This window comes from Prosthecobacter dejongeii (assembly GCF_014203045.1).
In the GTDB taxonomy this organism is placed as follows: Bacteria; Verrucomicrobiota; Verrucomicrobiia; order Verrucomicrobiales; family Verrucomicrobiaceae; genus Prosthecobacter; species Prosthecobacter dejongeii.
The window spans coordinates 106,638-129,760 of sequence record NZ_JACHIF010000011.1 but is presented as its reverse complement, the minus strand read 5'-3'; the positions used below and the strand labels follow the sequence as shown (position 1 = coordinate 129,760).

Below are 23,123 nucleotides of genomic sequence, written 5' to 3'. Positions count from 1 at the left end.
TGCTATATGCACGTTTATTTCACCTAAGGAACTTGAGTCTTACTTCTATTTTCCCGTTCTTCATCCAAGGTCGGCGATTTGTCCAAAAGCTGCAAAAAGCGGAAAATAAAAAGAGGCGAAAGAAGTCGTGCGTAACGCAATTTTCAAGTTTAAATATTAAGAATAAATTTTGATTTAATGCTTTTTAGAAAATTAAAATTTTGTATCTGATCAAGTTAAAAGCATCTCAAATGCGCCTTTTATGAGCATCAATCCGATGTGATTCCCGATTTTAGCAAAAAAAATCAGGGCCTTGGTTCGGATTTGGGTGAAATTTAATTGTGGGTTAAAAAGAATTTAATAATAAGTAATTTGATTATCATTAATGATAAAAAATAAGATTACAGCTTAATTAAAATAAGATTTTGTGAAAATGAATTTAGCGGTCCTCTCGCATTTTTTTTGGTTTTTGGTTTTTTTACTAATTGAAAAATAAACATCTTATTTAAATTAAAGGTAGTGAATAGATTTTGTGCATGCAATCGATTCATTAAGGATGGGCAAAAGCGCATTCAGCTAAAGACAAATTGGCCCAAAATGAGAGTAAATCGGCAAATGATAAATAAACCCTTTTTTTGATAGAATAGGAATTACCTTTGTGTTTCACTCGCGCCTTAATTCCCGAAAATTCGGATTATTCCGACCCCCAACCAACCACCATGTCCAAATCGAGCCCCAGTCTCCAGTGGATGCGTCGTCATCTCAAGACGCCGTTGACCACCCTTATGCTCAGCACTTTCAGCCTGTGGAGTATGCAACTCCAGGGTGCGAATTTAAATTGGGTAGGGGGAACCGGTAATTGGGATACGTCTTCCCTACAATGGAGCGGAGCGGCTTGGAACAATGCCGCCCTAAACACAGCCGTGTTTGGAGGAGCTGCTGGTACACTCACGCTTCAAGAAGCCATTACCGCAGGAGGGCTGAATTTCACCTCCGGTGGTTATGTGCTGACAGGCAATACTTTGACTTTAGCGCCCGCAGCAGGAGTCAATTCTCCGTTCATTCAGGTTGGTAATCGTGGCACTTTTGGGGATCGGGCCACGATCGCTTCCCTGTTAGCTGGAAATAAGGGATTCACCAAATCGGGCAATGGGACTTTGGTATTAACGAATAATGGCAATGCCTTTACTGGGGATCTTTCCGTCGAGGCGGGCAATTTGGTGGTGACGAATCCGGCGCAGTTGGGATTGGGAACCACGGCCATTTCGGTGACGGGTATTGCTAACACCGGCAATCCTGGTTTCTCGGGTGGAAGTTTGATTCTTGCAGGGCCTGGAATTGGGGCTGGCCTGACTCTCAATCGCGAAATTTCTGTAGCTGGTCGTGGTCCTGGCGCTGCCAATGCCAGTGCTGCATTGATCAGCATCGGCAATAACACTCTCGCAGGTGGTCTCACCATCGCATCGGGCGCTACGGAGAGCCGAGTTCTTGCAACGCATGGCATCACGAATGTCACCGGCGGTGTGTATCTGGGTGCAGGCGCAGGCAACATTTTCTATGGCAATGGAAATTGGATTGTCAGTGGGCAAATCACGGGTTTGGACACAGCGGGGGATCGTTTTGTCAAATCTGGAAATATTCTGGCGACTACGCTTTGGTTACAAAACAATAGCAACAACTATGCCCAAACGTTAAGAATTGACAGCGGCACGGTTCGTGTTGGGGATAACGGTGCTTTGGGGATCAACCCCACCTCTCAATCCGTGGACATCAACAACGGCACTTTAGAGGTCCGCACAGATACTCCCGGCAGCTTCGTGGATCGCAACGTTTTCATCCGTGACAACACGACTGGCGGGCTTTTCGTGGGACGCGGGATGAATAGTTCTTCGCTACTCATCAATCAGATGGTCACCTTTGGAGACCTTCGTATGTTCAATACGAACAACACGTTTAACATTTCAGGCCGGAACGGATACGGTGTGTCTTTCACAGGACTCAACGGATTGATCGGCGGTGGCGGGAGTAACGGCACAACCATCAATAACAACTCAAACGGTCTATTGCTGTTGGATGCCAATATTTGGAATCAATCCGATGGCACAGCACGTACTTTATCAATCGGCGGCAATGGAGACACAACGGTCACTGGAAGTATTCTGGCACCCGTAGTTACGCTTCACAATGTGACGAAAAACGGCACGGGCACCTTGATCATCGGCGGCAATGCCAGCAGTTACAAAGGGGTGACCACCATCAATGGCGGCACGCTTTCTTTTGGCAATGTGGGTGCGATTGGCCAGACCAGCCAAATCAATATCGGCAATGCCACGACGACTCCTGGAGCTCTAACTTACACAGGTGGAACAGCTACTTTAGATCGTCCGATCCTTCTGAACACCACCACAGCGCCAATCTACATCAATTCGAATGGCAGTGGTGCCTTGACGCTGACTGGCACCATTCTCAATACCGTGAATGGCGCTCATACCCTAGTCTTAGGTGGCTCCGGCACTGCGGACAATACCGTCAATACTGTCATTCCGATCAACAGCACGCCAGCATCTGTGACGAGTCTGCAAAAAATCGGATCTGGCACTTGGGTTTTGAATCCTACCGCAAACAATACTTTTACAGGTTCGACGACCCTCTCGGGAGGAACTTTGAAACTTCAAGAAGCGTCTGGAAATTTTGATATTCTCCCAGATACCGCAGCCTTTGTTTTCAACGTGGATTCGTTCAACCAAGTCGCGGGTGGTGTTCTCGAATACAACGGGGCTGCAAGTGCTGGAAGCACTGAAACCGTGGGAGCATTGACTCTATCGGCAGGCGCAGGAACCATTCGTGTCAACGCTGGTGCTGGTGGCACTGCCGCACTGAACTTTGCCAGCCTTGCAGCACCTTCCGTGGGTACCGGGTTGAATGTGATTCCAGGCACCGGATCGGTGACGATTGCAGGTTTATCTACCACCGCTGCCAATACCCTTCCAGGCAATGGTCGTATTTACATCAATGGGGCTGATTTTGCGCGTTCCAACAATGGTCTTTTGGTTACGCCCGTGTACGGCATGGACGATGGTTTCGTCATTGCCGGCACTCAACTCGCCCCAGGTGCCCACAATTTGGTCTCTGCTGAGACCACAACAGGTGCCATTAGCCTCAGTTCCTTGAAAATTGGTGGTTCCCAAACGGTTAACCAGACGGGAATTCTGACCATCAATGTCGGTGCCAATACTTCGGGGGGCATTCTCCAGACAGGTGGTTCTGGAACGATTACAGGCACAGGCGTCACCACGGCTGGTTCAGGTGACTTGGTCGTTCGTGTGGATGGTTCCAGTGACATCCTGAACTTGGCTGCTCCTATGACAAACACCACCACGGGTGGACTGACCAAAAATGGTCTTGGGACTTTGGTTCTGAGTGCGGCCAACAATCAATCCGGCACCGTGACGGTGAATGAGGGAACTCTTCAAATGTCTGCTGGCGGTCTTCTTGGTGCTACCAATATCGGGCTGACTGTCCGTCAAGGCGCTACTTTTGACCTTAATGGTGTGAACATCGGCACGGCTGCTTCTACGACAAACTCCGTTAACGGATTCAACGGCGCTGGCGTTATTACCAACAATGGAGCCACGGCAGCAACCCTTCGAGTTGGCAACAACAATGCAAGTGGCTATTTCACGGGTGTTATCCAAGACGGCTCTGCGGCTTTGAGTTTTGTGAAGGCTGGCACGGGAACTCTTTCGCTTACCGCTGCTAACACTTTCAGCGGACCTCTACACATTCTCGGCGGGACTCTGGCTGTCACTTCTTTAGCAAATATCGGTGTGGCGAGCGGTATTGGCACCGGGGATGCTGGCAATGATGCCACCAACGCCGCAAGCCTTGTATTCAACGGAGGTATTCTTCAATACACTGGCGCTACGGGCACGATTTACCAGACCACTCAGACGCCTAGTGTCAGCACGAACCGTTTGTTTACGCTGGCTGGTAACGGCACTCTGGATTCTTCAGGAAGCTATGGTGCTCCCAACCTTTCTCGTGCAGCTAACAATGCGACGATGATCTTCAACAATACAGCTCCAGTGGCCTTTTCCGGCACGGGAACTCGCACTCTTACCCTTCAGGGCGACTCGACAGGAGATAACCAGATCAATCTCCGCCTTATAAACAACCCCAATGCCAATGAAGCCCTCAGCCTCACGAAGTCCGGCGGTGGTTTGTGGATTTTGGGAAACAATGCAAACAGTTATTCAGGCATTACGACCATCACAGGGGGCGCACTCCGTGCTCAAGATGGTTTGTCTTTGCCGACGGCTAGTAATTTACTGTTGAGCGGCGGTGTTTTTGAAAGCACAGGCACCTTCAATCGCACATTGGGAACTGGGGCAGGTCAATTCCGTTTTGTGGCGAATGGCAACGGCGGTTTCTCTGCTGGTGAACTGCCTTTGACAGTAAACTGGACGTCTCTGGCAAATCCAGTTTGGGGATCCACGGCAAACTTTTTGGGTGCTGGTGTGCTGCTCCTCAATTCAGCGACGTCTTTGGCTGATGTGACCATCAATGGAGATTTCAGCTTGGGCGTGGCCGGTGTTGCTGCGACTCCCACGATCACCACGACGAATGCCAACAGTGGCATCACCATCACTACAGGTAACACCAATGGATTGACGGTCGGCCAAGCTATCACGGGTACCAATATCCCTGCGGGCTCTTACATCACCGCGATCACGGGTCTGACGACATTCAACATCAGTCAAAACGCCACCGCCGCCGGAAGCGGAATTGCTGCGACCATTACTGCGGGTGGCTGGAAGGAAATCCAGGTCAATGACAACGGCACAACCAATCTCGATTACGCGACTTTAAATGGAGTGATCAGTGGCACTGCTGGTTTGGGTAAAATCGGTAGCGGCCCTCTGATTCTTGGAGATGCCAATACTTACTCTGGCAAAACGATCATTCGTCAGGAGAGCGTTTTTGCTACCTCGATTGGTTCAGCAGGAGCCACCTCTTCGAGCTTTGGTACGAATGTGAGTGGCGGTGTCATTGAGCTGGGTAATCCTGGCAACACGACTACGACCAACCTCATGTACGTTGGTCCGGGAGAAACCACGACGCGTGTGATCAACATTGTGGGTACCACGGGCACTCGCCGTATTGATTCCAGTGGCAGCGGGCCTCTCATCTTGATGAACCTTTTGAATAATACTGCTGGTTCGGTCAACACCACGGGTGGCAACAAGACTCTGGAATTGCAGGGCTCCAATACGGATGCTAACTCAGTTAATTCCATCCTTGCTGACAATGGCGGTTCTCTGAGGTTGCTCAAAGGCGGTGGTGGTGTTTGGATTCTGAACGCCAATAACACTTACACAGGGGGAACTCGCGTTGACGGTGGTCTCCTCGGTATCGCTAGCAATGCGGCTTTGGGCACAGCAGGACCTACAGGGCTTACCTCCCAGGCAGTGGCTAACTCAGCGACCGTGAACCTTGCTACGGGAACCACGGGCAGTCTCGTTATTGGTATGAACGTCAATGGTCCTGGAATTAGTTACGGCGATACGGTTGCGACGATTCCTAATTCTAGCTCCTTCACCCTTTCCTCGGCGCGCACCATCCCGGCCGGCGGTGAATTGGTATTCGGTGGCTTATTGATTTCCAACGCTGGGATTTTTTCCTCCAATACGGGCGGGTTGGCTCTGAGCCAGCCAATCATCCTGAACAACAACACGTCTTCTACGTTTGCTGGCACGGCTCCAATCACGATCAACGCCAACATTTACAAGGCAACGGGTGCTAATGATGTTCCCGGTTTGAGCAACAACTTGGAAAATGGATCACTCCTCACCATCAATGGCGACTTTGTTAACTTCGATCAGACGGCTGGCACTCGCACTGTCAACATTCGCGGTTACGGATCCACTGTCTGGAATGGTGTGATTCGTAACTCTGCAACTTCGGGCGTTCTCACGGCATGGAACATTGCCATTGCACCCGACGCTACATTCACCATGGCTGGTGCCACGCCCAATACTTATTCGGGCACGACAACTCTTTCGAACGGCATTTTGGCTCTCAATAAAGTGGGAGCACTCGGCACCGGGACCTTTGCTTTCAACGGCGGTACACTCACCACTGGAGTTTCTGGTGGTTTGGTAGGCGTGAACAAAATCACCAACGCCACTCAAATCAATGCTTCACCTCCACGTGTCGCAGGAACCAATTCGATTGATTTCGGTGGTGGTGTCGCACTTAACGGCAGCCGAAACCTGCAAAACGATCTCACGGGCCCAGCAGAGCTGATTATTTCTGGAGGCATTACCAACAGCGCTGCATCCACCTTCACACTTTATGGCACCGGCAACACGCTGATCAACAGTGCTTATAACGCAGGGACTGGGGCCAATGGTTTGCAGATGGCTGGCACTGGCACTCTTAATCTGACAGGCACAAACTTGGCTACGGGTGCGCTTACGGTAAGCCGTGGCAACACCATTCTCTCCACCGTAGCTGGGGGCTCCTGGAATGCAGGAACAGTCACTTTAAATGCTGGCGGCACTCTGACTCTAGACAATACGCTGGGAGACAATGCGGCTGGGCGCTTGGCTGATACTGGTGCGGTGACCTTCAACGGAGGTATCTTGAATCTCATCGGTGATGCCAACGGAACTTCTGAGACTCTCGGTGCATTGACCATCAATAACATCCAGTCTTGGATCACGATGTCAGGTTCTGGCCCGAACACGCTGACCTTTGCTTCAGTCAACTTTGCAAACAGTGGTTCTTCCTTAGATCTAACCGGAATTCCGAGCTTGGGATCAACCAATAAAGTGATCTTCACGGCAGCGCCAACCCTGATCCCCGCAACGACGGGCATCGCACCTCGTGTTTTCCTTGGCAGTGATTTCGCCACTTATGGAGCTAACGGGGTTGTGCCTTTCACGGCCTACAACAATGCCAATAATTTAAACACATCAGGCGCCACGGATACCCTGAATGTGACCGCAAGCATTAGCACGACGGCTAACCGCACACTGAATGCTCTCAAAATCAATGGCACGGGGCTTACTCTCGGCGGTGCTGCCCTCAACAGGCTGACGTTGACCTCTGGCGCCATCCTCAACACTGGTGGCAACAATACGCTGAATATTCCTGAAATTGCTTTCGCTGGGAATACTGGTTTCATTCAAGTGAATGCAGGCACGACTCTCGAAGTGAATAGCTCTCTGACTGGCACTGGCAACTGGGCCAAGGCACTGGATGGCACTCTTCAGCTCAATACCCCTAGTTTTATTTCAGGAACTCAGAACATCCTCAACGGCACGTTGAAGCTGAATGCAGGGCTGAATACCCTTTTCCCGAACCAGCTCCTGCAGATGAATATCGGCGCGATCTTGGACCTGAATGGCAACAGCCAATACATTGCCCAACTCAGTGGCCCTGGTGGGCTTCCTGGCACTGGCGGCACCATTCTTAACGGCGGTGCTAATGCCTCATTCCTCACCAACATGGCAGGTGGAAGCACGGGTTTCTCTGGCCAAATCATGGGCAACATCAACTTTGCTCGCGTGGGTGGCAACACACTCACTCTGGAAATGGCACAAACTTACACGGGGCCAACGATGCTCATGGGCGGCACCACCACCCTGCGTGATGACGCAACCTTACTGAATACCTCGGCCATTGACATCAACCACGCGACTCTGTTCCTGGCAAACAATGACAATATTCAGACCTCTATCAATAATCGTCTGTCTGATACAGCTCCGATCACTCTTCGCAGCGGCACATTGACTTTCACAGGTCGCCTCAGCACCGCAGCTACAGAGACCGTCGGTGCCATTACGCTTGCTCAAGGTGCTAACTCGATTGCTTCCAATACAGGCGGTGGCACGATTACTTCGGCTGATTTGACGATCGCTAGCCTGACAAGAAATATTGGCACAACCCTGAACTTCACCGGCACCCAGCTCGGGCAGCAGGGCAACAATGCGCGTATTGTTTTCGCTTCGCCTCAGACCGCCATTGGAAGTGGGATCTTAGGTGCCTGGGCGATTGCCAACAGCACAGATTATGCGGCTTACAGCACAGCACGCGGTGTGGGTATTGTCGGTCAAGGTGGTTTTACTGGATATGATGCGACCTTTGGTATCGGCAATTTGACCGAGATTCCGGCCACGTACCTCGTCAACACAACCCTTACAGGAAATACCACCACAGGTGTTTTGAAACTCGCTGGTAATGCCGCGAACAATATCTTGTTTAGCAGTGGCTCCGATGTGCTGAACCTTCAGTATGGTGGCCTTCTTCGTAGCAATAACCAATTCGAGACGAGTATCGGCACCTTGGCTAATCGCGGTATTCTGACCGCAGGTGGCACTGAAACCAGTGGTCTTCGTGAGTTGGTGATCTTTAACAACAGCTCTGGTAATCCAGCTTATGGCAGCGGCACCATTCCTGCGCTGAGCAACATCGTTACTGGCATTACGACGCTCGGTCTTCGCCCGGGTATGGCTGTCAGCAACGCCAACTTCCCTGCGGGAACGACGATTCTCTCCATTGACTCGCTCAACCAAGTGACCGTGAGCCAAACGAGCACGAATGCTACCCAGCAGACTGGCCAGACACTCACAACTGTAGGTGTCATCCCTTCTGGGGCGACCACCATCAATTCTCAGGTCGTGACGATGTCCTCGACGGTTGGTCTGGCTTCAGGCATGACCTTCACTGGAACAAACATTCCTGCCGGCACTTTCATTCTTTCGGTGGATAGCCCAACTCAAGTGACTCTAAGCCGACCAGCGACAGCGACCGCTACGGCGCTTACCTTCACCGCTGGCACGAGCAACCTGATCGTGAACTCCGTTATCGCAGACAACGGAGCCGGTAACTCGGTTAGCTTAGTCAAGTCGGGTGGCGGTGTGCTTAACCTGACTGCCAACAATACCTACACTGGCGGCACTTTTGTCAGCCAGGGAACAGTCAATCTTAATGGCAATGGCACGGTGATTCCCGCAGGTGGCATCACGCTGACTGGAGCTACCCTGACCATGAACACCAATGCGGGGCAGATTGCATCCAGCAACGCAGTCACCCTGAATGGAGGTTCAGCTTTGACTCTCGTCGGCAATAACACGCTCGACAGCCTCAACTTCAATAACAACGGAGGCACCACCAACCCAACGGTGACCACAAACGGCATTTTGACTCTATCGAATGCTACGCCGATCACGGTTGCCTCAAACAATCCTTCCACGGTGGCTACCATCGCTGGCTTCCTGGACCTTGGGACGGGAACCAAGACGATCAATACTCCTGGCATCCAAGTTTTTGGAAATACGATCACACGCATTTCTCCCACCTTGAACATTTCTGCGGCCATTTTGAGCCCGGGCGCAACCATTAACAAAACGGGTGCTGGTGTTCTTCAGGTTTCCGGCCAGAGCACCTTCACAGGAGGTCTCAATTTGGCTGCTGGTGGAATTTTGATCAGCGGCAACAGCTCACCTACTTATGGTGGCACGGGAATCACCAGTGGTCCTCTCGGTAGTGGTACTCTCAGTGCAGCTGCTGGCACCACCCTCCTGGTGGATGGCAGCCGCACCATCGGTAACGATGTCACATTTGCAGGAACCCCCTTGTTTGATAGCACTGCAAACACCGCGTGGACGCTGACACTCAACGGTGACATCAGTGGTTTGGCCAACGGCGCTTCCACCGTTCAAATCAATAACCCACTTCTGACAGTGGCTCTGCTGGGGAATATCCCGAACATCGGTTCGATCACATCCTTCAATAAGACGGGGCTTGGAACCTTGATCTTCAATGCAACGGGTTATAATGGCGACTTCAATGCCGCTGCACTCGGTAACCAGAATGCTGTGTCACTCCTGCATGACGGTAATCCTCCAAACGTTGGCAATTCCACCATTGAGTCCATTGCTCTAGGCAATGTAATCTTTAACCCTGGTATTGTGGGTACGATCAACATTGGCCGTGCCGGTGCTAATGGACCATTTGTGAATGCGGCGAACAAAATTCTGGTGCCTGCCAGCGTTAGCAACATCGGCAATGGCCTGATTGTGAACAACAACAACGGCTATGGATTGCGCGTCACAGGGGCAGCGACTTTGAGTGGTGTTCCGGCCTTCACCGTGGCCAATGCGACGGCTTCCAACGTCACTCAGGGACTCTATCTGGATGGTGCTCTTAGCGGGACTGGTTTTGTCAAGACGGGTGCTGGCACATTGGTTCTGGGCAATGCTGGTAACAACTTCACCGGCAACGTCAATATCAACCAGGGCGTTGTTTCTGTGGATAGCGATAGCCAACTTGGCAATGCCGCAAATCTCGTTCTCTTGAATCCACAAACTGGCACAGCAACCCTGCGTGCGACGGATGACATCAGCACCTCCCGCGTTATTCAACTCTCCAATACGACCAACTTGCGTGCCATTGAAGTTGTAACGGGTAAAACTTTGACCCTGAACAGCGCCTTTGACCTCAATGCTGGGGCAGGTGCCTCCGCAGGTCTCATCAAGGCAGATCGCGGCACTCTTCTTTTGACGGCTGCGAACACGGGTTGGAGTGGTCCTCTGACAATCTCAGGTGGTGCTGTTAGAACGGGGCTTGCCTCCTCACTTGGCTCAGGCCCTATCACCATCAATTCGGTGGGCGCTGCATTACAGCTTCAGGGTGGTATCACGGTGGCGAATGCAATCACTGTGGATGTCACGGGTAATAACCAAACACTCACGGGTATCAACACTGGTGGTGCGATCCAGAGCTTGAGTGGGACGAACATCGTCTCTAGCCCGATCACGGTGAACGCCACAACCGTCACTGATAACACCTCTCGTAACTTTGGCTTTGGAGCAGATGCTGGGGCAACGCTGACTCTTAGCGGCAACATCACCTTCAACCATACTTCGGGTGGCACGAACCGTAACGTCATTGCTTACATCGGGGGTGCAGGGAATGTGAATTTGGGTGGCACTTTGGACAACGCCAATGCGACACCTGGTAACTCCTTTGTATTCAAATATGGTGCTGGCGATCTGACTCTGACCAATGCCAACGCCATGCCCGACAGCGAAGTGCGCGTGTATCGTGGCAATCTTATCCTGAATGGAAATGGTGTGTTGGGCACAAGCGGCTTCCAGACTCAAGTTTACCAAAATGGTACTCTCGTTCTAGACAACAGTGCGACGAACACTGCCAATCGTTTTGGCAGTAACCGAGTGGTGCAGCTTCTCGGCGGCACGCTCCGGGCTGTGCCGAATGCAGCAGGCTCTAGCCACGTCTCCACAGGTGCTCTTCAGATCAGTTCAGGTGCCAGCACGATCAATATGGTGACAGGTGGTAGCCAGACGATCACCTTCGGTTCTTTGACGCAGAATGGTGGTTCGACGTTGAACCTCATTGGTAACTTTGGCACGGCAACGAACCGTTTGACGTTCACGACCGCTCCTACGCTCTCTCCGGCAAACACTGGGATTCTGGCTCGTGTGCTGACGAACAACAATGAGTTCGCCACCTACGGGGCTAACGGCGTGGCTACCTTCACAGGCTATGCTGCTACGACGAATATCTTGAGCGCGACAGCTACACAAACTTTCAGAGCTACTCCTGCAACCGCTAATTCTCTGACAGGCAACCAAACCTTGAATGCGCTGAACCTGAACACAGGTGCAGGCAGCCTGAACGTCGGTGGTTTGGCGGGTTTAAATCCGACCACGCTGACTGTCACCAGTGGTGGTATCTTGGTGAATGGAACGGGTAGCAATGCGATCCTGTCAGTTCCAGTCTTGGCTTTTGCTGGCACGGAAGCCATCATGCACGTGGCTTCAGGCATCAGCTTGGACATCACGAGTGGTATCAGCGGAACGGGTGGGTTAACGAAGTCACTGAACGGTATCCTGAATTTCAATCAGCAGCAGTATTACTCCGGAACGACCACGGTCAATGCAGGCACGCTGAACTTGAACCCCAACACGACCAACACTCTTTTGTTCAATAACGCATTGACAGTGAACTCGGGGGCTACCGTGGATCTCAAAAATGGGGTCCAATACATTGGTAACCTTGCGAGCTCTGGCGGTGGTGGAAATTCAGACTTGAGCGGCGGCACCGTTACCAACAGCGGTGCGGAAGCCACGCTGGTGACCAATAGCAACTCCAGCTTCAATGGTCAGATCACCGGTAGCATTTATTTCAATAAAACCGGCACCAATACTCTCAACCTCCAAGAGGCGAACACCTATACAGGTGCAACATTGGTCAATGGTGGCACTCTAAGCGTAGCTGATAAGGGCACGCTGGCGAATACCTCGGCCATCACTGTCAGCCGTGGGAGCTTGACACTTACAAATGGTAACCTCTACAGCCTGACGAACCGCATCAATGATGCAGCGCCTATCACCTTGATGGCTGGTAACATCACGATCAACGGCCGTGGTCAGAGTGATGTTTCTGAAGTGTTCGGTAACTTGACCGTTGTGGATGGTCATAACAGCATCTTCACCAACCAAGGCGGCACTGGTATCAATACCACTCGACTGGATTTCGGCACCTTCACTCGTGCTGCCAATTCTTCCTCCACCATTCGCTTTAACGCTTTGGGGTCTCTCGGTGTTATTGGCTCTGCAAACCGTATTTACTTCAGTGGTGGCGTGCCATTGACCAACAATATCATCGGGCCATGGGCGATCGTGGACCGCGAATTTGCTACTTATGACCCAACTTACGGTGTGAGTGCATTGGGTCAGGCAGGTATGGCAAACTACGACGGCAGCGGATTAAACACCAATCCTCTCCCAACAGACAACGTGCGCTTCACCGCTACCGGAACCACCGTGCTGGCAGCGAACACCACTTTGGGGACCTTGAATTTCGCTTCCCAGAATGCGGCGACCACTTTGGACTTGAATGGCAAGACTCTGACCATTCAGGGTGGTGGCTTGCTGCTGGCGCAACAGTCTGACAACGTCAACTTTGCGATCAACAATGGCAATCTGACCAGTGGTTTGCTGAACGTGGGTGGTGATTTTTACATCACACACGCCAACTTTACCGGAACGAATCGCACTGTTTCTATCGGGGCTGCCATCACCGACAACGGAACGGGTCCTGTCCGTGTCGTTAAAACTTCTGGTGATACAGGAACGAGTGTGATGACCTTCAACGGCATCAACACCTACACCGGTGGCACAGTGCTCAATCAAGGTACCTTGGTTCTCGGGGCGACTGGCCGTCTTGGCACTGGTGGTATCACCGTCAATCAGGCCACCTTTACTCAGACGGCAGGAGGCATCATTCCAAGCCAGGTCCTGACTATGAACGGTGGTGCCGTGGCTACTCTTGCTGGGGCTAACACTCTGACCAACATCAACTTCGTCAGCAATGGTGGCAGTGGCCCAACGCTGAATCCGACAGGGACCCTGACCCTGACTGGTGGAATTTCCTCCACCCCGACCGCAGCTGGTGTCATCTCTACGATTAGCAACGGCATCATTGACCTGAATGCGTCTGGAAGTTTCCCTGTCAACGTGGCGGCGACTTTGGTGAATGGCAAAGATGTGGCTCCTTGGCAGTCTGGCCTGACCATCAACTCCGTAATTCAGAATGGGGGCATCGTGAAATCGGGTGCTGGTGTCTTGCAACTGGGCGGCCAGAGCACTTTCGCTGGCGGCATCAATGTCATCGGTGGTGGACTCATCATTGGTGCTAGTAGTACTCCGAGTGGTATCGGTGATACTGTCATTACCGGGCCTTTAGGTACCGGTAATGTGACGATGGCTGCTAATACCTCCTTGCTCTCTAGCACAGCGGTGACCGTGTCCAACAACTTCACCTTCCTGGGTGACACGGTCTTCAATGGCCTGAATAACATCACTCTCAACGGTGTCACCACGCTGCCTTCCACTTGGAATGCCACAGTGACGGCGCCGCAGACCACGGTGACCATCGCTGATGCTTCACCATCGCTGGCTGGCGATTTCATCAACAAGTCTGGTTTAGGGATCCTCGTCGTGGGTAACTATGCTGGTACCATTCAGGCTGTAGGCGGATTGGTCTTTACGGGAGACGGAAATGGCCTGGGGACATTTGAGTCTCTGGCTCTGGGGGGAAATCTCGCATTGACGGGCGATACCGCCATCACGGTCAACCGCTCTGGATCAGCCCCGAACGCGCGCAACAAAATGCTGCAGCGTAGCAGCCTGACCATTCCTGGAAACATCATCAGTGTTTCTAACCAGAATGGTTATGGCTTGGAGTTCACTGGTGCCACGAACATGACGGGCCCTGCCCACTTTGCCGTCGGCATCGCCACCTCTTCCAACGTTGTTCAGGGACTTAATCTCACAGGGGCAGTTGATGATGGGGCTGGCACTTTTGGCCTGATTAAATCTGGTCCAGGAACTCTTGCCCTCAACGGGGTGAACACTTTTGGTGGTGCTGGCCAGACGATCGACATCCTTAACGGTGTTCTTTCCGTCAATTCCGATCAGGCTTTGGGGAATGCATCGAACACTGTGACATTGAATGTGGATGGTTCCGCAGGTGTTGGCTTCCGCGCTACTGGTACCTTCACGACTGCTCGCACTTTCAATCTTGCTCAGGCTAATAATAGCTTTGAGGTGACAGTGGGCAGTGTGATGACGCTGACGACTCCGTTCAATTTGTCTGCCCTTAACAATGTCCTTCACAAGGCTGACAATGGCGTGATGGAGATCGCTGCAGACAACACGGGCTGGACCGGCACTCTGAATATCAATGCAGGTGCAGTTCGCCTCAGTCATAACAACGCGGCGGGCTCTGGTGCGATTTTGGTTTCACCGAACTCTGGTGCAGTAGGTGCGGCACTCCAGTTGGCAAATAATGTCACCATTTCCAACCCTCTCACCACACAGGGTGTGACCAATCAGTTGTTAGGTGGTTTGAACTTCGGTGGTCAGTTGCAGAGCGTTTCTGGTGTCAATACTTACGCGGGTGCCATCTCCATGCCTTGGGATACGGCGATTGGTGCGGATGCGGGTAGCACACTGAATATCACTGGCGGTGTGACAAACACTCTGGCGAACCATCAACTCTGGTTCACGGGTGCAGGCAACATCAACATTAACGGCACTGCGCTGGCTGCTGGCAGCGGAGCGACCGGTTTCTTTGCCGTCCAAAAGTATGGCAATGGAACATTGACGATTGGCAACGCCAACAATGTCCTGATCTCTGATGCCACGGGCTTCCGTGTCAATGCGGGTACCGTTTTGTTCAATGGAAACGGCACTTGGGGAGGCAGCTTCTCGAGCACCAGCACCAACTTCCTGGTGCTCCCACGTGCTACTTTGACGCTGGACAATACGGCTACCAACTTGAACAACCGTCTCGGCTCCAGCCGCTTGATCAACCTTACTGGTGGTAACCTCAACCTCATCGGCAATGCTGCCGCGACCACGACAGAAACCTTCGGCTCTCCAACCTTTGGCCGTGGTTACTCGGTGATCACCGTGACGGCTGGTGCAGGTGGTGGTTCAAACTTGGTATTCTCTGGCCAGGCTAATAACCCAGCGACTGCACAGAACTCTGGGACAGCTCCTTCGGGCGCTTCCGTCCTCTTCCGTGGCACCAGCCTAGGCGCAGCCGCAGCTAACGGAGTCGCCACGATTGCTTCCACGGGAGGCACCGGCTTTACCTTTGCAGGCCAGGGCGGTGCTGCCGGAACTTCGACCAAAGGAATTCTTCCTTGGGCTCTGATTGATGCCACAGCGAACGGTAATGGTACTTCTTTCGCCACGGCAAGCACGGCTACTTCCATCTTACGTCCGCTGGCAGCGAATGAGTATAGCGCCAATAACACCGTCGCTGCGAACAACAACGTTCTCTTGACCAGTGGCTCAACGGCAGTGACAACCGGGGTGACACCCAACTCGGTGACAATCGAAGGAAATGCCGGACTCAGCTTGAGCAATGGCGTATTGTTCAATTTGAGCAGCGGTGGTATCCTCGTCCGGAGTGGGAGCACATCCGTCATCACGGGTGGTGTCATCAACCAGACCAGTGGATTTTCTCCTCTGAATATTTGGACCTTGGGAGACCTGACGATCAACTCAACGATCAATGGCGGTAACGGTCAGGCGAATGGTAGCATCGGCTTTGTGAAGGCGGGGGCAGGCATGCTGACTCTGGCACCTGCGACTGCTTCTGTGGCTGGACTTGCTGGATTGGGGATCAATACCATAAGTGGCCAGTTGGTCATCAATGGTGGTACCCTACGTCTGGGTTCCAACACCAAGAACGCCATCCAGACCAATAACTTTGTGGCTCTGAACAACGGCACCTTGGATTTGAATGGTAACTCTCAGCAGATTCTCTCTCTCTTCGGAGACTCAGTGGTGGCCAACGGCGGCGGTATTGTCACAAGCAGCTCGGGAACTGGTAGCTTGTTCGTTAACCAAGACAACGCAGGCCGCAGCTTTGCAGGCTCGATCCAGGGTAATGTTAACTTTGCTCGTTCTGGCCAGAACACTCTGACACTTTACAGCAATCAGACTTATATTGGCAGCACCCTGATCAATGGTGGCACGACGACGTTGCGCGATGAAGCTGCCTTCAGTGGGACTTCGTCGTTGGAGTTGAACTATGCGACCCTGTTGCTTGATAGTGGCACGAGCACGATCAACCTAGCAAATCGCTTGAACGATTCTGCGACCATTACCATTCGTGGTGGCACGCTGACCATTCAGGGCCGCGCCCAGACTGCTTCTTCGGAAGTTCTTGGAGCCGTTACTGTGGCTGAAGGCTTTAACGTGATCAACCCATTGATCGGCGGCACAGGCATCAACTCAGTCGATGTCAGCTTGGCCAGTCTGTCTCGCCCCGCAGGATCCTCGGCGACTTTGATTGTTCAGGGGACAAACTTGGGCACCATTGGCAGCAACTCTCGCGTAACGGTGGGCACTCTGAATGGCGTGGCTACAACGTCGGTGGCCTACTCTGCAAATGGTAGCGGCCTCACAAATAACATTGTGGGTGGCTGGGCCATCAGCAGTGCGAATGAGTTCTTGACCTACATTCCAGGGCTTGGGCTTGCCTCACTCAACCAGGCAGGTGCTGCGCAGTACGACTTTAATAATTCCTTCATCGGTGCAGACAGCAATGACAACGTCCGTTTCAATGCGACCGCTACGGTTCCAAATGGTGGATCTACGATTTACTCGTTGAGCTTGTCTGGTTCCAACATTGCCCTGAATTTTGCAACGCCTACGGATACACTGAACATTGTCAGTGGCGGTCTTATCGGGCCTAACGCGAATCAGAACTTTGGAGCAACTCTGGATTCTGGACGCATCACTGCGGGTGGGTTGACGCCATCTGCAAACTCGGACTTGTATATCTACAACCGTGCGAACACCCTCACCATCAATTCACGGTTGGTGGATAACACCAATGGCATCGGTTCCTCTGTGCGTGTCGTGCTGACTCCTTCGGGTGGAGCGATCAATTTGGTCAATCCTAATGCTAGCTACACGGGAGGCACGGTGGTGCATGGAAGCACACTGAACCTGAATCATGCAACCGGTGGAGTTGTTGTGCCTCAGGCGACGGTTGCAGCCAATGGTCTAGTGCTGAATGGCGCGACGGTGAACATGAATAATTCTGCCGGCCAGATCGCCACAGGAAACATTGTTACCCTCAATGGAAGCAGCACGTTGAATTACTTTGGCAACAACACCCAGCAGGGTTTTGTCTTCAATAACACGGGTGGAACTGGAAACCCAACGGTGCAGTCCTTTTCGACAACTTCATCTACCGGAGCAGGTTCCGTGGGAGTGCTGACCATCGGTTCTGCCGGTGTGGTCGCTACTTCCTCCAATGTGGGAACCACAAACATTCTGGCGGGCCGGATCGACTTCGGCACCTCCGTCAATACGATTAACGTGGCTCCGATCAGCGCCAATGGAGTGACCGATGTATCGCCGCTTCAGGCCGCTCTTATCGTTCAGGGCATCGTCGGTTCCTCCGGCGGTATCAACAAGACGGGTAACGGGGTCCTGCAACTGGGTGCGCAGCAAATCTTCACTGGGAAGCTGACTGTGGTGTCTGGCGGCTTGAGAAACGGCACGACAAACACGGGTTCTCGCTTTGCTCGTCTGGCTCTGAATGCAGGCACCCGCTATGATTTGTCTGGTGCAAGCACAGCTTGGGGATCCTTGGAAGGTAGCGGCGAGATCTTTAGCTACACTGGCACGCCGACTTTGACGGTGGGTTTTGACAACACAGATTCAACCTTTTCCGGTCAGTTCAGCCGCTTCAATGCCGCTGCTCCAAACGCGGTTAACATCAATAAAGTGGGCACCGGGGTGCTGACCTTTGATTCTGTTCAGAACGCGACCACTGGGTCCTCGGGTAGCATCACCGTGAGTGGTGGTGGCATCACCTACAGCGGTGCCGGCAAAGCCTTTGTTTCTGTCCCAACGGCGACGGCTCCGACATCAGCGGTTTCCTTCATCGTCAATACTAACGGTAAGCTGACTCTCGATAACACGCTCTCAAATGTGAACAATCGCTTGAGTCTGAATGGCACGGCGGGCCAGGTCACGATGCAGGGTGGAGCCTTTGAAATCATCGGTAACGGCACCACCACCACCACCGAGGCGATCAATAACCTCACCTTCCAGAACGGTATGGGCGTGGTGAATTTGACCCCAGATGTGGCCCAGCCTCTGAACGTGACGGTCGTGACTCTTGGAAACCCCAACACTAGCGGAACTGGACTCATTCGTGGGATTAGCACCGTAGCTGGCAATGGTGCTTCTACTTTGACTCTGACCAACGCTGCATTCCAAGGCGGTCAAGGCGGCGGAGCTAACAACTCTACGAACATGTCCATCCGTCCAGACATCCTGGTGGATTCTTCTGCGACTGGGCTTGGCACTGGCTTCCTGGTGCGTGACTCGGTAAACACCAACCGTGTGCGTGCTTTGACGACCGCTGAGTTGAATACCACCCCAACCACCTGGGTTACGGCTCAGAACGCGGGTATCCTCAACAGCGATGCAGTCATCCGCGCCAATACGAACGCGAATAGCCTCACCCTCAGCGGTGTTGCGAATCTCCTGTCCGGCTTGGATGCGACCGCTTTCGGTTCTTACGGGCCAGGCGGCACGCTGCTCACGCAGTCTCTGAACGTCGCAGGTCTTCTGGCGCTGAATGACAGCACAGTAACAACTTCTATCGGCTCTTTGGCAGGTAACGGTGGCACGACGATCAAACTCCACACGGTGGGTAATGCCGTGTTCAATGCGAATAGCTTTGTCGGCATCGGCAGCACAGGTGGTCTGGATAAGGCTGATGGTGGTACGCTGAACCTGAACCGAGCCACTTACTTCACCGGTGGCTTGGTCGTCAGTGGCGGCACCGTGAATCTGAATGGCGGAGACAGATCCATCGTGGTCTCCCCTACTCAGGGAGCTGCGACCGTGAATGCTCTTCAGGTCAATTCTGGCACGCTTGAATTGAACGGCAGCAGCCAGGTCTTTGGCACGATCAGTAACAACAATGCCTTCCCAACCTCGAATGCTGTGATCAACAACAGTGGGGCTGCCTCCAGCCTCACCAGCACGGGCGGTGGCACTTTCAGTGGCCAGATCAATGGTAACATTGCTTTCACTCGTGCGGGTAACTCCACCACCTTGCTTACCAACGAAAGTGCCTACACCGGCGCTACAACCATCCGCGGGGGCACTCTCCAACTTCGTGACTCCGGTGCTTTGACAGGGACCTCTGCTCTGAACGTCAACTACGGCGCATTGCTCTGGGATAACTATGGCCTCAATGTGGCAGGAAACCTGAATCCGACTCGTTTTGCAGCGACAGTGCCAGTGACCCTTCAAGGTGGTTCTTTCAGCATCAATGGTGCGGGTTCCACGGATACGACGGTTTCTCTGAACTCCGTCACGATCGCAGGCGGTCAGAACACGATTGCGACATTGCCCTACATCAGCTCTGGCAGCACCGTGAAGCTGACCATCGGCAATCTGGTCCGCAATCCAACCAACCGCAGCGGCGTGAACTTCAATGGATTCACTACCAATAACAGCAGTGGCTCTAACACACTGGGCGGGCAGGGGCTGACCACTAATGGCAATATCATGATTAACCAATTGAACGGTGCTGCATTCAGCTCTGCTAACTTGGTGAATAACCTGATCGGTGGTTGGGCCGTGGCTGATGGCAGCGCGTTTGCTACTTATTCCGATACCTTCGGCGTAGTTGCCATGGGGAACAGCTATGGTGGCTTTGTTGCTCCAGCTTTCACTGGATCGGACGTCAGTGTTACGACCGTAGCTACAGGCAACTACAGCGATGGTGCTACAGCCCGAACATTGACCACGGGTGCAAGAGTGGCGAACTCCTGGCGCATCGGCGGTCAAACAGCCACCACGAACTTCACCTTCAACTCGGGCGCTACCTTGTCTCTGAATGTGGGTCTGATCACCAACGCGAACGTAGGCATTACGCTGACTGCGACGGATGCGACTAATACCATCACGGGTACAGGAGCAGATCTGTATTTCTACATCAACCAGAGCACGACGGCAATCCAGCCTGCGATTGTGGGTAGCTCGGCGCTGATCTCGAATGGTCCCGGCGTATTGAGCCTGCGTCCTCAGTTTGCATCCAATACCTACACAGGTGGCACCTTCATCAATGGTGGCTCGACGACCTTGTTGGCGAACCCTAGCTTCATCGCGATCCCTGGCGACCTGGCGATCACGAATGCGGGCGTCACCCTAGGCAACGCGACTGTGGGCCAGATCGCTCCTACAAGCAATGTCACGCTGAATGGTGGGGGCTCCTTGAACCTCTTTGCCTACACCGCGACGACTAGCCAGACCTTGTCTAGCCTGACCTTCAATAATGAGGGTGGGACCGCCAACCCTGGTTTGAACTTCGGTGCACCGACAGCTCTGAGCACGATCGTGCTCTCCTCCGCAACACCGCTCACCTCGATCAACAATAGCCTTGCAACGACGCCAACGATTGCTGCCGCTACAAGTGCCGCAGCTAACAGCGCCCTGACCTTCAGCCATCCAAATCCAGTCATCACCGTGAATGCGGGCCTGGCTGAGACGGGCCTGAATATCACGGCCCCGATCAATGGTACGGGCGGTTTCCTGACGCTGACCAAAACTGGAGCCGGTGCCTTGGCTCTCAGCGGTGCAAATACCTTCACCACTGGCTTCAACCTCAATCAAGGCAGTCTGATCTTTGGTAACAGCACTACTGGTACCCTTCCAGCAGTGACCAATGGTCCAGTGGGAACGGGCACCCTGACGATCGAAGGTGGCACGGCTCTCTTGAGCGATGGCACTGCACGCACAATTGGTAACATGACCACTGTGAATGGTGACTTTACCTTCGGTGGCACGCTGGTAGGCAATAACCTGACGCTCTCTGGTGCGATGAACTTAGGTGCTGCTGGACGCAACTTGGCTGTCACAAGCCCTGCCGTTACCGCAACTATCAGCGGTGCGATCACGAGCACGGCAACGGGAACAGCGCTTACTAAATCAGGTGCTGGTACGTTGATTCTTTCCAGTGCTGGCAATACCTTCGGGGGTGCAGGCGTGGCAGTGATCGGCGGTATTCTCCGCAATGGTGTGAACAACGCCGTCCCTGTGACTAGCGCCGTTGCTGTCAGTGCAGGTGCAGGTTATGATCTGAATAACTTTGATCAAACCCTGGCTAACATCAGTGGGGCAGGTTTCATCACCAACTCTGCTAACAGCACCAAGACGCTGACCGTCGGTGACGCGAACAACAGCACCTTCGCAGGTGTCCTTACAGACAATGACACTGCCGCGACTAGCAGCCGCTTGGCTCTTGTGAAAGCCGGGGCTGGCACGCTGTCTCTGACTGGTTCCGTCAGTGATTACACAGGCACCACCACCGTGAATGCTGGCGTGCTCGAAGTAACGAAACTCGACAATGGCGGTTCTGCCAGCAGCATCGGTAACTCGACCAATGCCGCAGCCAACTTGGTGATCAACGGTAGCACCGTTCGATACATTGGGGCAGGTGATAGCACCAATCGCAGCTTCACCATCGGCACGACAGGTGCAACCATTGAGTCTTCTGGAACAGGGGCGGTGAACTTCACCAACACAGCGGCCCCAACTCTGGCAGGAACAAATACTGCTCGCAGCTTTACTTTAGGTGGGATCAACGCTGCGGCCAACGTCTTTGCAGCTCCGCTGGGTAACAACGGTAGTGGTGCAACTTCCCTGGTCAAAGCTGGTGCAGGTACCTGGATTTTGACTGGCAGCAGCACCTACACAGGCACCACCACGGTGAATGCGGGTTTGCTTCAGATCGGCAATAACACGGTGTTGAATGCAAGCACGGGTTCTGGTGCCATCTCTGTCGCCAGCGGCGCGACACTGGCGGGCACCGGCACTCTTGGGGGTAATACCACTATCGCTAGCGGCGGGATTCTTTCCCCTGGTGATTCCACGGCAATGCTTGCTGTTGATCGGAATGGCAATCTGAGCATCACAGGCACTCTCGGGACTGTGATTGGTGGAACCACAGGCGGTCAGATCCGCATGAATGTCTCCATGCCAACGCTGAACTCCGCTGGCTACACGGCGGCATACGAATTGTCACCGATTTCAGCGCTCGACTATTACAACAACGTTTTGTCACCCGCAGAGCGTGCACTCTGGAATACCGCTCAGGCTTCAGGCACACGGAATCATGATTTCATCAGTGTTACGGGAGCCCTGAACCTAACGGATGGCACCACTGGCTCACCAACGGTGGCTGTGACTGCAGATGGCTACACGAACTACACTTTCGGGGACATCTTCAACCTCTTCGACTGGAACACTCTGGGTGTTCGTGATTCGGGCGGCGTCGGCACCTTCAATCCTGGTTCTGTGGATAGCCTGCTTCTTCCAACTCTGGGTAATAACCTGTTCTGGGATACCAGCTTGTTCAGCACCGCAGGCATCTTGGTGGTCATTCCTGAGCCAAGCCGTGTCATGTTGTTGCTCTTTGCCTTCATGGTTCTGGGGCTGCGCCGCCGTCGTTCCATGTAATTCATCTTTCATGAAGGTTTGAAAGGCCCTCACTCGCAA

1 protein-coding gene is annotated in these 23,123 nt (G+C 53.0%); it reads left to right on the top strand.

Features of this window, described 5'->3' with window-relative positions; genetic code table 11:
• The first annotated feature begins 698 nt into the window (after nucleotides 1–698).
• Nucleotides 699–23,084 carry an autotransporter-associated beta strand repeat-containing protein gene (locus HNQ64_RS20990; protein ID WP_184212439.1) on the top strand — a complete coding sequence of 7,462 codons (22,386 nt, stop codon included), beginning with the start codon at nucleotides 699–701 and terminating at the stop codon, nucleotides 23,082–23,084.
• Nucleotides 23,085–23,123 lie beyond the last annotated feature (39 nt).